The following is an 18,200-nucleotide window of genomic DNA, read 5'->3' on the forward strand; positions in this document are numbered from 1 at the left end:
GCAATGCGGACCGCCTTTTGTTTTGACAGACAGGGCGCGGGAGGGGACAACCCTCCCATGAGTTCCGACGATTTCGCCCCGGATTGCACCAATTGCGCCGCCCTGTGCTGTATCGCCTTCGCCTTTGACAAGGGGGAGTACTTTGCCCATGACAAAGACGCCGGAGAGGGGTGCAAGCACCTCGATCAACATCGCTGCACCATCCACGCCGATCTGGCGGCACGCGGGTACGCGGGCTGCATTGCCTATGACTGTCTGGGCGCAGGACAGCGCGTGACGGCCATATTCGGTCAATCGTGGCGCGATGTCCCCAAGCTGACCGGACCGATGATGCACGCCTTTCGCATCATGCGCGACATTCAGGATCTGCGCCAACTGTTAGGGGCGGCACGCGCCCTGCCCCTGCCCGCCGACAAAGCCGCCGAACGCGATGCGTGGCTTGCCGCACTGGAAAGCCAATGGACGCGCGACAGCCTTGACCGGTTCGACGCCAATGGCACCGCCGCCGCGATCCGTGTCTGGTTGCGCGGCCTGGCCTGTCTGCTGACGCGCTAGGCGGGTGCGGGGCGGGACAGACCGGCGCGGGTGCGCTCGGATTTGGCATGGCTGACACAGGTGTCCGCGTGATCATTGACCATCCCCATCGCCTGCATAAAGGCATAACAGGTGGTCGGCCCGACGAAGGCCCAACCGCGTTTCTTGAGGTCCTTGGACAGACGGATGGACGTCGCGGTCGTTGCGGCAAAAAACTCACCGCCCTTTTCCGCAAATTGCTGTGCCGCGGTGGGTTCGAACGACCAGAAATATGCGGCAAGTGATCCGAACTCTGCCGTCACCTCGATTGCACGGGCGGCATTGTTGATCGCGGCATTGATCTTGCCCCGATGGCGCACAATCCCCGCATCATTCAACAGGCGCGCCACATCAGCCTCATCAAACGCCGCCACTTTATGGATATCAAACCCCGCAAAGGCAGCGCGGAAATTCTCGCGCTTTTGCAAAATGGTCCACCACGACAGCCCCGACTGGAACCCCTCGAGACAGATTTTCTCGAACAGCCGCACATCATCGGTGACGGGATAGCCCCATTCCTCGTCATGGTAGCGCACATACTCGGGATGCGCCGCACACCATGCGCAACGGGTCTGCCCGTCCTCGCCCACAAACACATCCATCACTTTTGCTCCTGCGTTTTCTCATAAGCGGCCCAAAACGCGGGCGGCGCGGCCTCTTGGTTCACGATGCACACGCTGCGCACGGCGGTGAACCGGTAGCGCGACAAGAAGACCTTGAGCTCCGCATCCAATTCCAACGGAGTGACATAGACAGGCGCGGGGTCAGGCGTATCGCGGCAGGTGCCGGTCACAAACCAGACCTCATCTGCGTTGAACTGGCGCTCGGTAAAGGAGATCGAAAAGGTCTGCGCCCCCGGTGCGTCGACAAAGAACAGCGGAACAGCCCCCTGCGCCCATGCCGGTGCGGCCAAGCCACAGCTTGCCAAGGTCGCGACATATAAAAAAAGGCGGGTCAGCTGGATTTGGCGCGCAAACGGATCACCACGTCGACAGAGGCAATCTCCATCCCTGCGGGTGGCTCCGGCAGGCGGGTAATTTCGAGTTGATCGGCGGGGGCATCGGTCAACTCGCCCGATTTTTCCCAAAAGAAATGCGGGTGCTCGGTCATGTTGGTGTCGAAATACGAGCGCGTTCCATCCACGGTGACCTCTTGCATCAGGCCCGCCGCACAAAAGGCCCGCAACGTGTTATACACCGTGGCAAGCGACACTTTTTCACCGGCCTCGCAAACGGCGGCAAACAGGCTCTCGGCCGTCACATGACTGTCGTGGCCATCCCCCACCAACAAGGTCGCCAAGGCCACACGCTGACGTGTCGGTCGCACATCGGCGGTGGACAGCCACGCTTCGCCGCGCTGGATCTGAATGTCAGTCGTTTGGGTCATGTTGGCTCGCGTTCTGTCACATTGCCAACCAATATAAAGGCTTTTGCCCCCCTTTTTCAATGAGTTTCCCAAAGACCACCCGCAATGCGGCCGGTCACGTCCCCGATCTCCCGCCCTTGCGCGGCCCCCAAAGGCAATGGTAAATGGAACAGGACCTATAAAAAGACCGACAGAAAGGCACGCCTAATGGCCGATTACCCTACGAGCTTTGACAAAGACGACCTCTTGAAATGCGCCCGCGGCGAGCTGTTCGGGGAGGGCAATGCCCAACTCCCCGCCCCCCCCATGTTGATGATGGACCGCATCACCGAGGTATCCGCCGATGGTGGCACCCACGGCAAGGGTCACATCGTGGCCGAGTTCGATATCACGCCCGACCTGTGGTTCTTTGACTGCCACTTCCCCGGCAACCCGATCATGCCCGGCTGTCTTGGCCTTGACGGCCTGTGGCAGCTCACGGGGTTCAACCTCGGGTGGCGCGGGTGGCAGGGGCGTGGCTATGCGCTTGGCGTGGGCGAAGTCAAACTGACCGGCATGGTGCGTCCTGACCGCAAAATGCTGACCTACAAAATCGACTTCACCAAAGCGATGCAAACCCGCCGCCTGACCATGGGCGTGGCGGACGGCATCGTCGAGGCCGACGGCGAAGTGATCTATATGGTCAAGGATATGAAGGTCGCGTTGTCCGAAAGCTAAGGGCAACCTGCGGATCACACTGGAATACGGCGAGGCGAAAGCTTCGCCGTTTTTGTATGGCGCTCTGGCACGACGGCGGCCCTTGCCGCCCTCCCCCGCCCCGCGCGCCTGCTTACACCTCCCCCTTCGACCCGCAAAAGTCTGTCAAACGCACGCGTGCCGCATCGATATGCTGCGGTGTCTCACCCCGACAGGCGCACGCATATGCCGCACGATATGCCGCTTCGAGCTCCTGCGCCTTTGTTGCGGTGTCATACAGGCCCGACATCATCCCGCCATCGCCAAGCAGCGTTTCGACGCCGGCCACAGTGTCTGACCCTGTCAAAAACCCGACATTCATCGCCACATATTCGGGGATTGTTTTGGCAATCAATCGGGACAAACCGAGACTGCGCAACAGGCTCCCGCTCACCCTGCTTGCGAAATTTGTCCCCTCAAGCGTGACCACGGGAACCCCCATGAACAGGGCATCGCTCGTTGTCGTGTGGCCACAGTATGGCCAAGGATCAAGCATGACATCACATAGCGCCAAACGCGCCAGATGTCCGGCCTGTGGCACCTTCGGCGCAAACACCAAACGTGCGGCGTCGACACCGCTGTCGGCGCACCGCGTACGCAGTTTTTGCTGCACCGCGGGACCGGGGTCCAACATCCACAACACCGCATCGGGCGCCTCTTGCATGATTTGCATCCAGACGTCCCAAACCTGCGCACTGATTTTCTCGTGACCGTTGAACATCCCCATCACCTTACACGGAGCGGGGGGGAGCCGTTGTGAGGCACGCGTCGGGGCGGCGGGTCGCAGGATCGCGGCATAGTCATTGACCTGATACGTCTGGCTTAGACGGATCAGTTTTTCGGGATAGATCGGGTTCGAGGACTGCGGCACCAGATAGTCATCCGCCACCACATAATCGACATAGGGCGATCCCGATGTTCCGGGCAATCCGATGTAATGGATTTGCACGGGCGCGGGGCGGTAGCTCAAAATGTTCAACCTCGACCCGCGCGTGGCCCCCGTCAGATCAATCAGCACGTCAATCCGGTGTGACTTGATCAGCCGTGCCGCATCCGCATCCGTCAGATTGGCCAAACTGTAGCGATGCTCCGTCGTGCTCAAAACTTCCCGCCTGAGCCGGGATCCGTCATCCACGCCCGTGCAATACAAAAACAACTCGACCTGTGCGCGATCATGGTGGCGAAACAGTCCCTTGACCCACCGCGACATGGGGTGTTCGCGGAAATCGGCGGACATATAGGCGACACGCAACCTGCGCCCTGCCAAGGGGGCGGGTGTCGTGGCACAGGGTGCTCCGCCGTGACCGGGTGTTTTCCGGCGCCCGTGGGCCGCGATGACTTTTGCATTCCACGCCTCGTTTGCACACCAGTTCAGATGGGTGCGCGGCGTTTCGCCGGCCTCGTCAAACCGCCCCTGCGCATAGGCGTGTGACAACTGTTGCGTGATCTCGTCACACACCGGCCATTCGGCAACCTGCTGCGCGATATACAAGATCAAGGGCGCCTGCGCGAGCGGACGCCCGAGCGCCACAAACGCAGGATAAGCCACGGACCACCCGAGGTCGTGATCGCCAAGCTGCGCAAGGAGATAGCCCGCCTCGACTTTTTGCTGTGCCTTGGCGGTTGGCGATTGGCCGACAATCTTGAGGGCGTTGGTCGCCCCCTCGACAAGGCCGAGCCGGTGTTGCGCCACACCTGCGCTCAACCAACCATCGACACAGGTCACGTCCCGCTCGATGGCATTGTTCGCAAGAACCAATGCCGTTTCGGGGCATTGAGCGAGCGCGAACCGGGCCAGAAGGGCCAGTTTGTAAGCGGGAGGCACGGCCGCGAACCGTTTCAGTGCAACGGGATCGAGCGCGTCGAAATAGGCCAGAGCCCCCTCCACTCCGCTCTTTCGGAATGCGGCCAAACCGGCGGCAAACACGATTTTGGCAGACGGCGCAGCGGGCGCAGGGGCGCCGGAGTTGCGCCCTGTCGCGTTTGGCATGCGGGGATCAGGACTCGTTGTCATCTCGTCTCACCTATAAAACAGGGGGGTGGGCCATAACGTGTGGGCGATGTATTGGAACAGCACATAAATCAATGCGGTCGCGATCCCCGCGCGCAGAACGGACACACTGGCGCGTCCATCCATCACAATTCCGGACAGGAAAACGCCAACGAACACACCTGTGAACGGGCCAACCAAATACACCAGTCCGATCGTCATCCCCACACAGGCAAAGACGCGTAGCGACCAGTGCGCGGATTGCACGGGATCAGGCAACTTTGCCCCACCTGCGCGGCACCCTCGCCGCCGCGGCCGGCACACCACAGCACTGTAAAGCGAGATCACACCGCACAGGCCCGCCACCCCGACGGGAAACATCCGTGCCTCGAACGGGGCGGTCCGCAGGCTCGCGATAACCCCGACAGAGCACAGCAAAAAGAACACGGACATCACGACATCTGCCGCCGAAGACCCTGCCCGCGGTGTCGTCTGTGCCGTTGTGGGCGGGGGCGGCGGCGCCTGACGCTTGGGCGTTCTGGCAAAGCCGGAGATCAAAAGCAGTGACAAAACCACCGTCACGATAACGCTCGGTCGCAACATGATGGCCGGACCTTCCGCTTGCCACGCAAGGAAAAAATACCGCTCGACCACACCGCCCAACACGAACCCGAGCGCCAACACAAGGCGCGGCCAACCGTTCAGCCGCATCACATTCCCCAACAAAGCGGCCCCGACAAAGACCACAAAATCACCAAGGTCGTTGCGGGACTGGAACGCGGCAAGCGTGACGACGGCCAGTAAAACCGACACCAATGTCGGCGCGGAAATACGTGCGATAACGGACAGTTGCGGCACAAAGGCAAAACACAATGCCGCACCGAGGATATTGGCGATTGCGATATAGAACACAAATGAGATCGTAACCGGCAGGTTGACCCCCAACATATCGGGACCCGGGGTCAGGCCGTGGATCATAAACGCGCCGAGCAAAATCGCCATTGTTGCCGATCCGGGGACCCCCATCGCAAGTGTGGGGATCAGATAACCACCCTCCTTGGCATTGTTCGCACTTTCGGGCGCGATCACACCGCGGATATTGCCCTCGCCGAAACGGGGCTCGCCCGCACGCCGTCCCCACCCCTCTTCCAACCGGTAGACAATCCAGTCGATAACCGTCACGCCAACCCCCGGAACCGCGCCGATCACCGCGCCGATCGCGCTCGACCTCACGATGACCCGCCAATGCCGGAGTGCCTCACCCGCCCCCCCGAGCAATTCCGAGCGCGAGGTTTTCACCGGCACGTTGGGCAACCCGCCGCGCTCCAGTAGGGCGATGAGTTCCGGCACGGCAAACAGCCCCAGAAACACCGCCCCCGTGGCAAACCCGTCCCACAAATACAGGGTGTCAAAGGTCATGCGTTCGGTCGCCGTCACCGGATCAAGACCCACAAAGGACGCCAACAGGCCGATGAGCAGTGCGACAAAGCCCTTGAGCCGGTTGGCCGTCGATACCGAGGCCACCAGAACAAGCCCGACACAACTGACCGCAAAAAAGTCCGCCGTGTGCAGCAGCAAAAGCAGCGGGTGCAGGACCGGCAAGCAGGCAATCAGAACGCCCGCGCCGAACAGCCCGCCAATGACGGAGGACGCAAACGCCGCCCCAAGCGCCCGATTGCCCTGCCCCGCCTTTGCCATCGGATGGCCGTCCAGAACCGTGGTCACGGCCCCCACCGTCCCCGGAATCCCCATGAGAACGGCGGGAATGGTGTCGGATGTGGTGGTGACGGCCGACACCCCCAACAACAACGCAAACGCGCTATAGGGATCAAGGGCATAACTCAAAGGGAGCAAAAGCGTCAGTCCGAACACCCCGCCGATGCCCGGGACAACACCGACAACAAGACCGATCACGACCCCCGCGAAAAGCATTGCCATCCGGAACGGGTCGGCCACTTCCGCGAGGGCGAGAAACACATAGTCCATGACGGCGGCCCGACAGGGTCACTCTGTCAGCGCAATGATACGGTCACGCAGCGCTTCATCCATTGTGGCGTAACTGTCGATCAGCGCATCCAGTTCCACCGCCGCAAGCGGGTTCAGGTCCAACTTTGTCGCCGCCATATCCGTGAGAAACTCCGGATCAACCAACAGCTTTTGAAACGCCTCACGATAGAGCGCGAGCGTGTCTGCGCCGGTCTGTGCGGCCACAAAAAACGGGATGGAGGGATAGGTCTGATCCGTCAGCGCCGTGATCAATTCGACAGAGGCGTCATCCTCGATCATATCGAGGATCACAGGGTATGCGGGGGCCGGATCAAGACCCTCCCGCGTGAAACTTGCCGCAACCCGGAACTGGTCGGGGTTGGTGGGATCCACACCACAGACCAGATCGACTTCGTTGCGTTCCAGAGCAGCAAACACTTCAGCCGCGCCACTGTAGCCAAGCACGATATTGAAGTCGGCGCCAAGCGCCTGTTTGATCCCCATCGGCAGCGCGTAGGTGGAACTGCCTTTGCCGGTCGCACCGTATTTCGTCCCGGGGGCCACCAATGCGGCGCGATCCAGTGGTGCGACGTTTTTGGCGCTCCAACAGAACGGAAAATCGCGCCCGAAAGATCCAAGCGGGCTGAGTTTCGCAATCTCGTTGCCATCAAAGCTGTCTTGCATAACCGTGCGCGTCACGACAGTGAAACCGACGGCATAGATAACCGATCCATCGGTTTCGGACGCCGCATGGGCCATTTTCAACAAACGCTTGCCGCCGGCGCCGGGGACATTGACCACGTTAACATCGGGTGTGCCGGGCAAGTATTTCGACAAATGGCGACTGGCAATACGGGAATAGACATCGGTCGCACCACCGGGTCCGTATCCGACCTGAATGGTAACATCGGCAGCCGCCGCCTGAGACAACAGCGCACAAAACACTGCAGAGCACGCAAAGGTTTTAACAGCGCGAGAGAGGCGATCGGTCATTGTTTGGTCCCCACAAGAGTTGGCAGCACGGCACGCTGCAGTTTTCCGGTTGCTCCAAGGGGCATTTCATCGAGGAACAAGATCTCGGACGGGACGGCAAACGGCCCCATCCGTGTGCTGCATTCACGGGAAATGCTCTCGATGAGATCAGACTGCGGGACGGTGTCATCAGACACCACAGCCAGACCAAGGCGCGCCGAGATATGATCCGCCTCGCCGTAGGAAAAACACGCACATTCAACCACGCCCGCCACCTGTGACACGATCCGTTCGAGGGTCAGCGCATCCAACTTCATGCCGCCGAAGTTCATGCGGTGATCCTGTCGCCCGACCAGTTCCAGACAGCCGTTATCCGTGATCCGCCCGATATCACCCGAATAGACCCACCCGTCGCGAAACACTTTGGCGGTTCGGGCCGCATCCCCGAGATAGCGAGACACCATCGTGGGCGCCTTCGCACGGATCATCCCCTCTTCGCCAACCGGTAGCGGGACATCGTTTTCGTCCACAATCTCGACGGAGGCACCGCGCAGAATGCGCCCGACCGTCCGGTCGCCAACTGTCGTCGCGTCGATCAGGTGCCCGCAGACAGCCGCGCCAAGCTCTGCCGAGCCATAGCCGATCCGGACCGTGTCGAAGCACTCAAGCAACCGGCGCCGCGCAGGGACTTGGGTTTCCGCCCCTGTTGAGTAGGCCATCTTGAGCTTTTCGCCCGTACCCGGAATATAGGCCCCCAACCAGGTCTCCAATTGTCGCGGGCTCCCGAACACGCGATCTATCTTTCTGGCGAACGCCACCTCAGGCGGCAGACCCACCGAGGTTTGCGCCCCGACGACAAAGCTGCGTGCCGTTTCGGTCAGGAACATATGCGCCCCCACGGGCGTCAACAGCAACTGGCGCTCGGGGGCCGCCATATCAAGCGCAAAGCGCGCCCAGATCCGGTCGGTGACATTCTTTGCCGTGCCAACGAGAAACTTGGGCGTGCCACTCGATCCCGAGGTTTGGTAAATCATGGCCGGTGCGTCAGGCGATGGATACCCCTTGAACGCGAGCCCCGACACATCGGTGACACCCTCGGGCAGACGTGACCAACTTTCGTCCACCCGGATTTCGGTCTTTGTGACAGGGGTATCCATCTTGCGGGCGTGGACTTTAAAGGCAATCTTCAGATTTGACCGCAACGCCGCCTGGGTCCCCCAGACCGAAACCCCGCCCAACAACGATACCGCGCCGAACATGGCGAAATGGGTGACGGCATCCATCGAGCTCAAGGACACAAGCGAGCCACGTTTGACCCCTTTGGCATGCAGGTGCAGGGCAAACAGGACCATCAGGCGTCCCATTTTCGCGAACGGCACCTGCGCCTCCGTCAGGACAAAAGACGGCTTGGCGCTATATGTTTTGGTGGCCTTGAGAAGGTCCAATCCGAAATTGAACTCGTGCTTGGTGGCGTATTGATCCGTCTCCATTTAACCCATCCGTAATGTGTAAGCATTCGACAGAGGTCGAACGTGAATTTCGTTTATATGTGTGCTGAGTGACGCCGCAGGTTCGTCGCGGTCTGTCAGACCGTTGTGACGTGCCGGTCCGGCCGGCGGACGCAAAGCGCCCGCAGGGCGGGGCCGTTGAACCAACGCCCCCGCGCTCGGGTCGTATCTTAGTAAACGCTGCTGTCCAACGTGGCAGGTTGCCCCAATTCGGGGAAACTACGGGGCGCGGCAGGCGTGGAATCACGCGGCGCGGGCGTCTCCTCATCGCTATCTTCAAGCACGACAGGCTCGGGGCGCATCACGCACTCTTCGGCGTCGACCTCGAATTTATTGTAGGTATTTTGCGCCTTTACATAGGGGGCGGAAATTTCCTCGCAATACTCGATGCGCGTACAGCCGGAGATTGCCATAACACCTGTCAGGGACAGGGCGAGAAGTGTTACATTTTTCATATTTGGTCCCTTTTCGTCTCTATGATCACTCGGAGGCGTAAACGCGCAACTGGCCGAGTGCATCGGCGATGCCATTGAGGCTCACCGCAAGTTTCACACCTTTTTCTCCGCCCTGATCCGCGGGGGCCAGAATGTAGAACTGCGTTTCGATGACATCGTTTGTGGCGAGCAATTCGGCGAGGGTCTCTTGCGACGGGAGCGATGCGTTGCAATTCACAGGGCCGCAAATCATATACGGCGCCTTGAAGTCCACACCGCCCACGGCCAACTCGACCCCACGGTCAAGTTTGACGCGGTTCGGCGTCACGATGCTTGCCCGCAGCCCGCCATCCGCCGCGAGAGACAGGCGCATCACAAGAATCTCACGCACCTTTGGCTCGTTCTGACGCACAGCGGTTTCCAGATAACAAACGGAACCGGATGTGTTCTCGCGGCACTGAAGGCTCCAGTTTTCGAAAATCCGCGTGATCTGGGTGTAGCTCGGAATGCCCTGCGCGCTCTTGTCGCTTTTTGCCTTGGACGCGGGACCGTTGAGAAGTTCGGCCGAAAGCGGGCTTGCAAGGGTGGCCGCAACCAACAGGGCGATCCCCGCCCGTGCAAATGTTGTGTTCTTGAATTTCATGTCAATTTCCAAATGTCTGATTAGTCGCGCTTCGAAACCATCGGACGCGCCACGGCAGCGGTGGTGGTGGCGGCGTCGGCGATCGTCACGGGTTTGGCGGGGGCCACGACCTTGGGGGCAAGCGCGGATGCGCAGGCTTTTTCGGTGTGCGTCAACGTGGATGTGATGTCGTATGTGGCAACATCGACCAACCAACGCACCGCGCGGTGCAGCGGCTCGTTGCGTTGTTCGCCGGAGCTGTAGTCAAACAATTCCAAAGGCCCCAACACACCGTTGCTGTCGACCTCGAAGAACCGGAACAATCCACGGCTGACTTCTTTGCCGACGATTTGTTTGGTGTATGACCGGGCCAATTCGATTTCTGTCGTTTTGGTGTTTGTCACCATCAGGTCAATCGCGACACTGATCGAGTATTCTTTGCTCTCTTTGAACGCACCGACGATATTGGCGCGCTCGTCGGTGGAATTCACATTCCAGTTCACTTCAGTGAGCGCACCCGTGATAAAATGGGTGGTGCCGATCAACGACCCCGCAACCACAGGGCGGTAGCTAAAGCTGTCGCCTTCGATGATCTCGTCACGCCCCTCACCCAGACGCTGTTCCATCGACTGGGCCAGTTCCCATTCCGCGACCTTTGTCGCGTTACGGTTCATGACGCGCACGCCGGATTTTTTCAACGCAACAGCGACCATCATGTCAGGGCGCTGCGACAGCAAGGTGGAGGAGCCATCCGTAAAGGTACGTGCGCCCGTGCCATCGGTCACCTCGCCCACGCCGATACGCAAATCCTGTCCCTTGGAGCGTTTCGCTCTCACGCATTCCAACGCGGCATTGGCCGGTGTCGTTGTCAGATACGGCATCGGACCACGGATTTCAGGCGCATTTTGGGGCGGCGCGGTCTGGTCGAATTCAACCGCTGGCGAACAGGCCGCAAGGCCCGCGCACAGCGTGGCAATCATAAGTGGTTTAATCATTATGGAGTTCCTAATCCGCAGTCAGTCGTGACACCAACGTCGGAACCGCTCGCGTCGTTATATGTATTGGTCGTGGACACACAGGCGCCATCGGCAGACTGGGTCATATCCACATTGTCCATCGTCATCGTCACAGTGTTGTTGTCGCCGTTCAAAATGATGGTGTTCCCCGACAACACCGAGTTGGCCGACGCCGTTCCTGACTGATATCGCTCGTAATAATCACCAAGCGTATAATATGTCGGAAGGCTCCCACTGCCCGCGCTGACGCGGGTGGTTTCCGATGATCTGACCATCTGCCGAAGGCTGTCGGTCGAGATCGGTGTCGGATTTGAAAAATCCCCGGCAACGGACACACTCGAAAGCGTGGACAATGCCAAACCGACCGCGATGGACCGGCAAAGGGTATGTAAGTGCGTTTTGTTCATCATCTATCTGCCCGCAAAAATGAACTCGGGGCCCCGTTACAGGGCCCCGAAACAATTGGTTTATTCGACGGTGAGGTTCGACATGACGATGCTGTTCGCGCGGTTGATCGCGGTCTGAGCAATGCCGGTCGCAGAGGCAACGCCCCAATCACTATCAACCGTCGCCAGGTTCACGAGGTCGGAGCCGAAGTAGCTGTCGATTTCCTGACTGATGGACACACCGGACAACGACTGTGCCGAAACGCTGTTCACATTCGAATACAGCGTCTGGGACAGACCATTGATGGAGGCGTTCCCACCGACGTTACGCAAATCACCAAGGTCCTGATCCGCAGATGCAAGCACATAGTTCATTGAATAACGATCGCTGTCGATCTCGATGTCATAGGCATCCTGCACCACGACCGTACCGGAAACGATACCCGCAGAAACGGTGTTGAGGTTCAACACCAGCACTTGCGACGAGTCCGACACAGACGCATCACCACGATAGTCGGCTTCGGCAACCAGGGTGTTCGCCTCGAACACGGCTTCGTCGTCACCGAGATCATCTACGTCCTGGGCGATAGACGCGCCGTACACGTTGCCAGAGGACAGGGTGTTGACAGAGAACTGTGCAATCTGGTCGACAGAGGCCAGGGCCACATCGCCATACTCCACATACGCTTCCAAGCGGTTGAGACCATCGTCAACGATGAAATAGTCGAGGTCGTCAGCGCTTTGCGTCACACCAACATCCTCACCACCCATCACACCGATGTCGCCATCGACATTGACACCGTTGAAGTTGAAGATCGCCGCCTGCAGCACGTCTGCAACATTGATCTCGTCGGCGTCAGAACCATCGACATCAATTTCGTTGATACCATCGAAGCCATAGTCGGTGTCGTTGTTTTGACTGATATCCGTATGGTCGTCGATAGATCCGGCTGTCACGACGTTCGAGTTGACCTGTGCAATCTGGTCGAACCCGTCAACGCTCAGCATCTCGTCATCGGCTTCAAGCCATGCACTGTTGAAATTAAAGCCATCATTCTCGCTATAGTCGTATTGCTCCATGTCATCCGCATAGAGCGACTCCGCGACGTTCAGGGTGTTTGCAGACATCAACGCCGTTTGCGTCACACCGGAGACAGCCAGACCTTCGTCGCCATAGGCATCCAACAGGTTGAGGTCGGTAACATCGAGGTAATAGCTGGCGTCCTGATCCAGAACGGCATCGGCATTGCCGCCGGCGCTGATCGTGTTGAACGACAGAATGCCTGCTTGGGTCAAACCGTCAACAACAGCGTACTCGTCATCGCTTACCACAAGGGTGGTGTTCAGAGCGAAATCGGGACCGTAAGATTGGTTGTTGTCACCAATTTCGATATCAACGCCCTCGCTGATCTCCTGATCAATACCGGAGAAATTGGGCTCCGTATCGCTCCAGCTCAGAAGGTCGCCGGCAGTGGAAATGGCGTTAAAGCCGAACTGCGCGATTTGCGATCCGTTGATCAGCTCGGCATCGCCCTCATTCGTGATCGCCGCGATCACGTTGGGTGCAAGAACCTGATCCTCGTCGTCACCGAAGTCCAGATCGCCAACATACTGCTCGAAGTCGGCCGGTGTGTAGCTGATATCGTCCATGCTGACGGCATCCACACTGGCGCTTTTGAGCACCAGAGCACCTGTGCCTGCTTGGGAAATCCGGTTGACCGTCAGAGCGGCAACTTGCGAGACATCGTCAATCTTGACGTTGCCGACACCGGTTTGGCGCTCGTCCATCCACGGGCTATCGAGGCCATCGACGCTGAATTCGTCATAGATGTCGGGATAGGTTGTCGCCACAGCAACGTTGCGAAGGGTCAATTCGTCCGCATCGTTATCGAAATCAGCAAACTGTGCCGCGCTGTAGTCATCAAAGGAAGAGTCGTATTTTTTATACATCGTGAAATCGGCGGTGCTATCTGCATCGCCCAAAGACACGGTGTTCAACTGGATCGCAGCAACCTGATCAAGGTTCGCGATCGACGGATCGTTGAGCTCGTTTGCCAACATCGGATCGACAAATTCGGACGTCGCAGGACGCGCCGCAAATGCAAATGCCGCGTTGTTTGCCGACAGGGTGAACTCCGGATCGTCGAGAACGGCAATGTCGTCATTGATCAACGACTCTGTGTCGAGAACCTGACCCTCGAATTCGATCAGAGTATTCGCACCCGCCGTACCGGACAGCGTGTTGAGCGAGACAACGGCCTGTTGCGTGCCATTGAGGAACTCGCGGTCGTCGATGATTTGCGCCTCAAGATCACCACCCTCGACGTAGTCGGGGTTGTCGATCAATTCGCCAAACGTGGGGTTGGCCACTGCGCTATCGATTTTGGCCGTACCCGCATAGGCGGTCGCCGCATCAAGAACGTTGGACGCGCTCATGTTGAATTCGAACGAATCCCCGGAGGAAATCACGTATGCGGAGCTGTTCAACAATGTCTGGTCGACAAAGACGAGACCATCTGCGTCCTCGGACGCGACCACGTCGAACCCTGCCGTGTTGAACGACGACATCGCAACCTGAGACGCACCAATCAGGGCGTCAAGCTGCGTTGTCCATGCCGTAGCACGGTTGGCCGCGTTCAGGTCGATACCACGATCCTCCGTGCCGGAATCAAAAGCCTGATCGATCGAAAGGCCCTCGCCCGCGTTCACGCGTGCAGCGGCGTTCGCAAGCTGCGATACGGCGGTCTGGACCAGATCGGTGTTGGTTGCGCCAAGCGCACCCTCGACCATCAATTCGTTGACAGAATTAAGGTCAACGGAGACACCACTCTCGATATATCCATCGAGTGTGACGGTGTAATCCGGCAACGGATCCGCGGAAACAGCGCCCGCGATGAAGAACATCGCAGTGGCGACGGATCCCGCGAGGATCGCCTTTTTGTTATACGTGCTATGCATGAGAACTCCCTCTAGTGTATCTTGTGCATTCACAGATTGGAGGACCTCGAATTAGGTCCCGAACTGTGCATTCTAAGCAAGCCTTAATACACAATCAGGACGGCCCATCATATCGCTCTAAAGACATCCGCGGGTTCTAAGGGATTGCTTTTGCTATCTTTAGTTTCCAGTCAGGATTTCACCGCGCGTTAACGAACATGACCCGCCCGCGCCGCGCAGATTAACCAAGACGCACCAAAACCGGCGCCGCGGTTCATGGCGCAGGACAGGGGCAAACTATGCCTTTGATACAGGTTTGGTTTGGCGCTTGCCCGCCGCAGGCACCGTCAAAAGGGGAACAAAACCAACGGACCGTGGCGGTGGGCAGCGGGACGATCGGGCGATGCAAAACCATACGGATCGGGACTGCGGTGCGGCCTGCGCTATGCGCCTCACGCCCATGCGCGCGTGACACGCGGGTCGTCGAAATACGACAGGCCGAACAGGCGGCTGTCTTGTGTCGCATCGCGCAAAAACGGCCACACATCAGCGACGGTCTGGTCCTGTGCGACACGACGTCCCTTGTTGACGATCACATCCTTGAAACCTGTATTTTCGCGTGTCTTCAACGCCGCCGACAGCCGTGCGATGCCCTCGGGCGTCGTGAGCGTTTCGATGGCCGAAATGAACCGCCCCTCCGCGCCCGTGGCACGCAAAACGGTTTCGACGGCGCGGCGGTAACTGAAATTGAGAACGGGGTCACGCGCTACAAGGTGTAAGATTTCCCCAAGTCCCGCCCCGTCCCGCACGGAGGCAAAGGACGACATCGTGCGCCACCGCTCAATCATTTTGGCATGGGAAATCAAACGCTCGACAGGGTTACGCAATAACAAAACCACCCGCACGGTGATCCCCCGCTCGTGAAACGCCGCGATAACCTCGGACAGGTGGTCAGCCGAAAGCCTGACGTAAGCGGGCGAAATATCGGCGGTCAGGGACGCACCATTGCACAGGAGACCATCAAAGTAATCGACGTAATTACACAGGGAGGATTGCAGCCGCTCGACCTGCGACCTGCGGCTGGCTGTTTTCTGCGCGAGAGCCGTTTTCACACGCGACCGGCGCGTGATCCACGTGCTGTCAGTCTGGCCAAAGATGTTCAAAAGCGCGTTGTATTCCTTGCGCATTCCAAGATCCGCCCCCTCCAGTGCGGACAGGTAGTGGTAAAGCCATGTGGTGCCGCATTTGGCCCCGCCCACGCCCAGAACAAACGTTTTATCCATGCGCCATTTGCCCAAGGGGCAGAGCGGTTGTCGCGGCGGCAATCGTATCAACCAACGTGCCTGCGTGCAGGAACGGACGCGGGGAGGTATGTCCCGTGTCCTTGACCTCGCTCACACAAACCTGTGGCACATGGGAAAGGGACAGAGCATGGCGTTTGTCGATCTCGTTCAACGCCCCGTAATACAGGCGCACCTGTGTGTCAGAGGCGGAAAGGACGGGGGCGAGGTCACATTTGAGCGCGGCAGGGATGCGATCATACATCGCGGGCGTCAGCAGCCTTGACCGTGGCAGGGCGCTGTGGGGGGATAGCGAGTTGCGGATGGAGAACCCGACAACGGCATCAGCCTTAAGCGCGATTGCGGCCAGAACCGCCGAAAACCCGCTTGACGAAAACCCTGTGGCAATGACCGGACGCCCCTTTGCCAGTCGGGGCAAGGTCGCGGCGAGAGCGTCAATCGACGTGTCCCATGTCTCGCCAAACCCCGCAATGCCGGTGGTGAACTGGTATTCGCTCGGGTCTTTCACGAAAAGGCACGGATGCCCCGCCTGTGTCAGCAAAGATGCAAGCACCGCATTGGACATGTAGAAATTGTTATAGGCCGTCGTAAACACGACAATGAGCGGCTTGCTGTCATCGTGTGAATTGAAAAACACGGGACGCGCGGGGTCCAACAGGTACGCGGTCGCACTGTCCGTCACGACCGCACGCGCCGCGTTGAGGGCGTGCGAGGTGGCCCGATGGTCCTTGCACAGGGTGTCGTGAAACGCCGTCATCCGCGCAGAATTGTCACTGCGCCGGATGAAATCGCTCAACACCGGAAACGCCGGTGATCCGTGTTGCGCCAGTTCCGCGAGAAGCACATAGGCCTCGCGCCGCGAAAACCGGTTGCGCCGGACCATTTCGAACGCGGCGTTTTCCACGAACGCCTTTTGTCCGGCGGAATGACGCAAGACGGGATCAATCATCGGGACTGTACGATTTTGCACTCGGTCGGCATGTTGAATGGCCGGAAATGCGCAATGGATAGCGCACCGGGGCGCACACGCATCTCACTGGTGGCCAACATTTCACCGATATGAAACCACACGAATTGGCTGATCTGCTTGCCGAGACACAAATGGCTTCCAAATCCATAGAGGTTTTTGATGTTGAACTCGTCGGAATATGCCCTGTCCGAAATAACGCAGCGCAGGCGCGTACCGGCGCTATGAGGGCACCCCGCAACTTCGGTATCGGTGAGAACCTCGCGATAGGCCGACTCAATCACCGAGTGGCCCAAGGTTTCGGGAAATGCGATATCACACCACCGCTCACCACTGTTGCGCTCGGCAACCTGATGCAGTGACGCGGCGATGGACCCCGTAAACGAACGCTGCCCCAGCACCAAAAGCGGCATGGCTGTAAACAGGAGATCTGGCGCCTTTTCAGACACCTCTTTCAACATGCCATCGAGCGCCTTGCGGCGCCGCAACGACAACGCGGGGTTCATCAAATCGGGCAATTCCGACACGGACTCAATCATCCAGTCGCAATCGTCCCGACCCGACAAAATGACGTCGGTCATCGCCGACCACAAGGGCGCGGCCAAGGCAGACATAAGGTCGATTTCGCCACTCGTGTCGCGAAAGACAGGGGCGATGTCGTCAAGACAGGCCAACATCGCGGCCTCCATATCGCGCCGGCTTTGCGCGAGCAAAACCGCCAAACGACGGCGCTGCTCCTTATGCGCTTCATCGCGCATGAACACCGGCAGCTTGCCCATAAACGCAGACGCATAGGACAAATCAACCCCCGTTGCCTCGGAGATTTCAGTGTACTTTGTCTCGGCATCGATCGGGGCCGTCAGATGCGATGTCAAAACATCAACAACCTCCGCGCCACGTATTTCAAAATCGTCACGCATAGGTGTCACTTAGCGTTTTCAGCTCATGGTAGTGCTCGGCCACATCGCGCAGGGTGGCCTCGGGGGGCAACTCCACCGTGTCCAGTTCGACACCAAGCGCGTCATCGATATCCATCGCCAGTTGCAACACCTCAAGACTATCGAGCGCAAGCGCACCAATCGTTGTCTCTTCGGCGTGTTCCATCGTTACCTTGGCGTCAGGATGGACCTTATACTCGCTTAGCACATCCAGAACCGTTGAGAGCACGGAATCGGACGGTTTTTTATCGACTGTCGTCACTTGAACCTCTTTCCTGTTTTCGTGTCGGGACATGCCTTAAGGGCCGCCACAAGGAACGGCCAAAAGCGCATGCGCCATATTTTCGAGACTATAACGCAAGCAACACGCGCAACGCGATGCGTGCATTCGAGCGAAAAAGACCCGAAAGGATATGGACGCGGCGGGACGGAGAACCTGACCGGCATGGCACGGTTTATCACAAGGGGAT

At 58.9% G+C, this 18,200-nt stretch carries 18 protein-coding genes; 2 read left to right on the forward strand and 16 right to left on the reverse strand.

Annotated features, from left to right (window positions below; translation table 11 throughout):
* Window positions 1-57 precede the first annotated feature (57 nt).
* Window positions 58-555: a hypothetical protein gene (locus ACN0Q0_RS02590; protein ID WP_417241786.1), complete on the forward strand. Its 498-nt coding sequence runs from the start codon at window positions 58-60 to the stop codon at window positions 553-555.
* Here ACN0Q0_RS02590 and ACN0Q0_RS02595 read toward each other — a convergent pair.
* The 3 genes from ACN0Q0_RS02595 to irrA are packed head-to-tail and all read right to left on the reverse strand — an operon-like array spanning window position 552 to window position 1,959.
* Window positions 552-1,178, reverse strand: coding sequence for a DNA-3-methyladenine glycosylase I (locus ACN0Q0_RS02595; protein WP_417241787.1), 627 nt, complete (start codon window positions 1,176-1,178; stop codon window positions 552-554). The two genes, ACN0Q0_RS02590 and ACN0Q0_RS02595, sit on opposite strands and share 4 nt — an antisense overlap.
* Window positions 1,175-1,501: a hypothetical protein gene (locus ACN0Q0_RS02600; protein ID WP_417241788.1), complete on the reverse strand. Its 327-nt coding sequence runs from the start codon at window positions 1,499-1,501 to the stop codon at window positions 1,175-1,177. Before ACN0Q0_RS02600 ends, ACN0Q0_RS02595 begins: the two co-directional genes overlap by 4 nt.
* Before the next feature lie 26 nt (window positions 1,502-1,527).
* On the reverse strand, window positions 1,528-1,959 hold the full coding sequence (gene irrA, locus ACN0Q0_RS02605; protein WP_417241789.1) for an iron response transcriptional regulator IrrA: 432 nt from the start codon (window positions 1,957-1,959) through the stop codon (window positions 1,528-1,530).
* Window positions 1,960-2,145: 186 nt separating this feature from the next.
* Here irrA and fabA point away from each other — a divergent pair, with 186 nt between their 5' ends.
* Entirely contained in the window at window positions 2,146-2,655 is a 510-nt protein-coding gene (gene fabA / locus ACN0Q0_RS02610) for a bifunctional 3-hydroxydecanoyl-ACP dehydratase/trans-2-decenoyl-ACP isomerase (protein ID WP_417241790.1), read from the forward strand.
* 112 nt (window positions 2,656-2,767) lie between these two features.
* On the opposite strand, the gene ACN0Q0_RS02615 is transcribed toward fabA, so the two are convergent.
* The 13 genes from ACN0Q0_RS02615 to ACN0Q0_RS02675 form a co-directional block, all read right to left on the reverse strand.
* On the reverse strand, window positions 2,768-4,687 hold the full coding sequence (locus tag ACN0Q0_RS02615; RefSeq protein WP_417241791.1) for a hypothetical protein: 1,920 nt from the start codon (window positions 4,685-4,687) through the stop codon (window positions 2,768-2,770).
* Between the two features lie 6 nt (window positions 4,688-4,693).
* On the reverse strand, window positions 4,694-6,649 hold the full coding sequence (locus ACN0Q0_RS02620; RefSeq protein ID WP_417241792.1) for a tripartite tricarboxylate transporter permease: 1,956 nt from the start codon (window positions 6,647-6,649) through the stop codon (window positions 4,694-4,696).
* An 18-nt stretch (window positions 6,650-6,667) separates the two neighbouring features.
* On the reverse strand, window positions 6,668-7,642 hold the full coding sequence (locus ACN0Q0_RS02625) for a Bug family tripartite tricarboxylate transporter substrate binding protein (RefSeq protein WP_417241793.1): 975 nt from the start codon (window positions 7,640-7,642) through the stop codon (window positions 6,668-6,670).
* Window positions 7,639-9,111: a class I adenylate-forming enzyme family protein gene (locus ACN0Q0_RS02630; RefSeq protein WP_417241794.1), complete on the reverse strand. Its 1,473-nt coding sequence runs from the start codon at window positions 9,109-9,111 to the stop codon at window positions 7,639-7,641. Before ACN0Q0_RS02630 ends, ACN0Q0_RS02625 begins: the two co-directional genes overlap by 4 nt.
* 188 nt (window positions 9,112-9,299) lie before the next feature.
* Window positions 9,300-9,584 carry a hypothetical protein gene (locus ACN0Q0_RS02635; protein ID WP_417241795.1) on the reverse strand — a complete coding sequence of 95 codons (285 nt, stop codon included), beginning with the start codon at window positions 9,582-9,584 and terminating at the stop codon, window positions 9,300-9,302.
* A 25-nt stretch (window positions 9,585-9,609) separates the two neighbouring features.
* On the reverse strand, window positions 9,610-10,206 hold the full coding sequence (locus ACN0Q0_RS02640) for an invasion associated locus B family protein (protein WP_417241796.1): 597 nt from the start codon (window positions 10,204-10,206) through the stop codon (window positions 9,610-9,612).
* A 20-nt stretch (window positions 10,207-10,226) separates the two neighbouring features.
* On the reverse strand, window positions 10,227-11,180 hold the full coding sequence (locus ACN0Q0_RS02645) for a CsgG/HfaB family protein (protein WP_417241797.1): 954 nt from the start codon (window positions 11,178-11,180) through the stop codon (window positions 10,227-10,229).
* Window positions 11,180-11,611: a hypothetical protein gene (locus ACN0Q0_RS02650; RefSeq protein ID WP_417241798.1), complete on the reverse strand. Its 432-nt coding sequence runs from the start codon at window positions 11,609-11,611 to the stop codon at window positions 11,180-11,182. Before ACN0Q0_RS02650 ends, ACN0Q0_RS02645 begins: the two co-directional genes overlap by 1 nt.
* 57 nt (window positions 11,612-11,668) lie before the next feature.
* Window positions 11,669-14,545, reverse strand: a complete 2,877-nt coding sequence (locus tag ACN0Q0_RS02655) for a hypothetical protein (protein WP_417241799.1) — start codon at window positions 14,543-14,545, stop codon at window positions 11,669-11,671.
* 431 nt (window positions 14,546-14,976) lie between these two features.
* Entirely contained in the window at window positions 14,977-15,807 is an 831-nt protein-coding gene (locus ACN0Q0_RS02660; RefSeq protein WP_417241800.1) for a hypothetical protein, read from the reverse strand.
* Entirely contained in the window at window positions 15,800-16,774 is a 975-nt protein-coding gene (locus tag ACN0Q0_RS02665; RefSeq protein ID WP_417241801.1) for a hypothetical protein, read from the reverse strand. The genes ACN0Q0_RS02660 and ACN0Q0_RS02665 overlap by 8 nt, the downstream gene beginning before the upstream one ends.
* Window positions 16,771-17,712, reverse strand: a complete 942-nt coding sequence (locus ACN0Q0_RS02670; RefSeq protein WP_417241802.1) for a hypothetical protein — start codon at window positions 17,710-17,712, stop codon at window positions 16,771-16,773. The genes ACN0Q0_RS02665 and ACN0Q0_RS02670 overlap by 4 nt, the downstream gene beginning before the upstream one ends.
* The gene (locus tag ACN0Q0_RS02675) at window positions 17,705-17,992 is read right to left on the reverse strand and encodes an acyl carrier protein (RefSeq protein ID WP_417241803.1); all 288 of its coding nucleotides are present in this window, start codon (window positions 17,990-17,992) and stop codon (window positions 17,705-17,707) included. Before ACN0Q0_RS02675 ends, ACN0Q0_RS02670 begins: the two co-directional genes overlap by 8 nt.
* Window positions 17,993-18,200: the final 208 nt, after the last annotated feature.

This window comes from Celeribacter sp., assembly GCF_048259695.1.
Classification (GTDB): Bacteria; Pseudomonadota; Alphaproteobacteria; order Rhodobacterales; family Rhodobacteraceae; genus Celeribacter.

Excerpts from the sequence above, each read along its gene's own strand:
- ACN0Q0_RS02625 (WP_417241793.1), bottom strand. The coding sequence starts at position 7,642 with ATGACCGATCGCCTCTCTCGCGCTGTTAAAACCTTTGCGTGCTCTGCA.
- fabA (WP_417241790.1), top strand. The coding sequence starts at position 2,146 with ATGGCCGATTACCCTACGAGCTTTGACAAAGACGACCTCTTGAAATGC.
- ACN0Q0_RS02620 (WP_417241792.1), bottom strand. The coding sequence starts at position 6,649 with ATGGACTATGTGTTTCTCGCCCTCGCGGAAGTGGCCGACCCGTTCCGG.
- ACN0Q0_RS02640 (WP_417241796.1), bottom strand. The coding sequence starts at position 10,206 with ATGAAATTCAAGAACACAACATTTGCACGGGCGGGGATCGCCCTGTTG.
- ACN0Q0_RS02665 (WP_417241801.1), bottom strand. The coding sequence starts at position 16,774 with ATGATTGATCCCGTCTTGCGTCATTCCGCCGGACAAAAGGCGTTCGTG.
- ACN0Q0_RS02660 (WP_417241800.1), bottom strand. The coding sequence starts at position 15,807 with ATGGATAAAACGTTTGTTCTGGGCGTGGGCGGGGCCAAATGCGGCACC.
- ACN0Q0_RS02670 (WP_417241802.1), bottom strand. The coding sequence starts at position 17,712 with ATGCGTGACGATTTTGAAATACGTGGCGCGGAGGTTGTTGATGTTTTG.
- ACN0Q0_RS02635 (WP_417241795.1), bottom strand. The coding sequence starts at position 9,584 with ATGAAAAATGTAACACTTCTCGCCCTGTCCCTGACAGGTGTTATGGCA.
- ACN0Q0_RS02615 (WP_417241791.1), bottom strand. The coding sequence starts at position 4,687 with ATGACAACGAGTCCTGATCCCCGCATGCCAAACGCGACAGGGCGCAAC.
- ACN0Q0_RS02645 (WP_417241797.1), bottom strand. The coding sequence starts at position 11,180 with ATGATTAAACCACTTATGATTGCCACGCTGTGCGCGGGCCTTGCGGCC.
- ACN0Q0_RS02650 (WP_417241798.1), bottom strand. The coding sequence starts at position 11,611 with ATGATGAACAAAACGCACTTACATACCCTTTGCCGGTCCATCGCGGTC.
- ACN0Q0_RS02655 (WP_417241799.1), bottom strand. The coding sequence starts at position 14,545 with ATGCATAGCACGTATAACAAAAAGGCGATCCTCGCGGGATCCGTCGCC.
- ACN0Q0_RS02590 (WP_417241786.1), top strand. The coding sequence starts at position 58 with ATGAGTTCCGACGATTTCGCCCCGGATTGCACCAATTGCGCCGCCCTG.
- ACN0Q0_RS02630 (WP_417241794.1), bottom strand. The coding sequence starts at position 9,111 with ATGGAGACGGATCAATACGCCACCAAGCACGAGTTCAATTTCGGATTG.
- irrA (WP_417241789.1), bottom strand. The coding sequence starts at position 1,959 with ATGACCCAAACGACTGACATTCAGATCCAGCGCGGCGAAGCGTGGCTG.